The organism is Catenulispora rubra, from assembly GCF_015356825.1.
GTDB lineage: Bacteria > Actinomycetota > Actinomycetes > Streptomycetales > Catenulisporaceae > Catenulispora > Catenulispora rubra.
Window position 1 is genome coordinate 1 of sequence record NZ_JAACYW010000604.1, and the last position, 1,597, is coordinate 1,597.

The 1,597-nt window shown below is 68.9% G+C and carries 1 protein-coding gene; it reads left to right on the forward strand.

Annotated features, from left to right (window positions below; translation table 11 throughout):
• Nucleotides 1-206: 206 nt before the first annotated feature.
• Nucleotides 207-1,118 (forward strand): GNAT family N-acetyltransferase, encoded by a 912-nt coding sequence (locus GWK61_RS54465; RefSeq protein WP_194922272.1) that lies wholly within the window; start codon nucleotides 207-209, stop codon nucleotides 1,116-1,118.
• Nucleotides 1,119-1,597: the final 479 nt, after the last annotated feature.

Below are 1,597 nucleotides of genomic sequence, written 5' to 3' on the forward strand. Positions count from 1 at the left end.
ACATCAGAGCCTGGATAGCAACATGGAACGAGGACCCCCGGCCGTTCGTCTGGAAGAAGACGGCCGAGGAGATCCTCAACTCACTCGCTAAATATTTGAAACGAACTTCAGGCGCAGGACACTAGCGGTTCGGCCTGTGATCGATACGATCCCTGTGAACCATGCCGCGCTGGCCCCTGCCACCGCCGGCGGGAGGGGCGGATTCGATGGACTTCACTGTGGCGGACTTCACCCTGACAGGCCGGCTGGTCGGGCTGCGGGTGCTTCGAGAGTCGGACCTGGACGCGCTGGTCGCGTGGAAGTCGGACCCGCAGACCTTGGCCCGCCAGACGAGCGGGCCGTTCGTCGCCAAGCCCGCCGCCGAGGTCGCGGCGACGTTCCGCACGTGGTGCGCCAACATCGGCAGCGACGTCGGCCTGGCCGTGGTGGAACTCGCGAGCGGCGAGCTGATCGGGCAGGTGGCGCTGTTCGGCGCGACGGTGAAGGACCGCTGCGCGACACTCGCGGTGATGATCGGCGCGCCGCACCAGGGCCGCGGCCTGGGAACGGACGCGGTGCGCACGATCGTCGACTACGGCTTCACGGAGCTGGGCCTGCACCGGATCGAACTGAGCGTCAACGGCGACAACCCGGCGGCGATGGCGGCGTACCGCAAGGCCGGCTTCACGGAGGAGGGCCGCCGCCGCGAGGCGATGTTCAGGGCCGGACGCTGGCACGACGTCGTAAGCATGGGGATCTTGGCGCGCGAGCACCAGGCGGCACTGCGAGTCGAGGTGTTCGTCGCCGACCTGGACGCATTCGTGGACTTCTACACACGGGTGCTGGGCTTCACCCTCTCCGACGACCGCCGCGCAACCGCCAGCCCATACGCCGCAGTCGCCCTGGGCACAGCCCGCATCGGCGCAGTGCGCTCCTGGGGCGACCTGGAGCTGGCGGTGCGCAGCATCCCCTCCGGCGCAGAGCTGGTCCTGGAAGTCGACGACGTCGAGACGGCCCACCACCGCGCGACGGAGAGCGGCTGGCCGATCGCCGACGGCCTGACGGAGCAGCCCTGGGGCCTGCGGGACTTCCGGCTCTTCGACCCAGACGGGTACTACCTGCGGGTGACGAGCCGCTGAGCGTGGCCGACCACGCGCTTCGCCGTGTCCGACCGGATCATGCGGGGGTTTGGTTCTGGTTCCGTTTACGGCGACGACGCGGCGAGGGACCCAGAACCTCGGCGACCACAAGCAGCGCCGCCGCCGAACAGCGCAGCGCAGGCAACAGCGGATAGAAAGCCGAACAGTCGCGGGCCGCCGCCATCAAGCCCGACGCACGGGTCGCCCCCTCGTCGAGGAGGCCCGCCAGAGGCCTCAAGGTGCCCACCAAACGCGGCAGGAAGCCGCCAGACCAAACGCGTGCGCAGTGACTCGGACCGGCGCGCGGTCTTGCCCACGAAAACCGGCTAGCCGCCAGCGCAACCGGCTGCGCTCAGCCGAACTGCGTCCCCTGCGAGGCCATCCAACCATTGGCGAAGCCGTAAAAATCGCCTGTAAACCCACAGCTCAACCGCACTGCGCCCCGCCCGACCAGCACACATACCAGGAGCGTCGGTGTC

Excerpts from the sequence above, each read along its gene's own strand:
- GWK61_RS54465 (WP_194922272.1), top strand. The coding sequence starts at position 207 with ATGGACTTCACTGTGGCGGACTTCACCCTGACAGGCCGGCTGGTCGGG.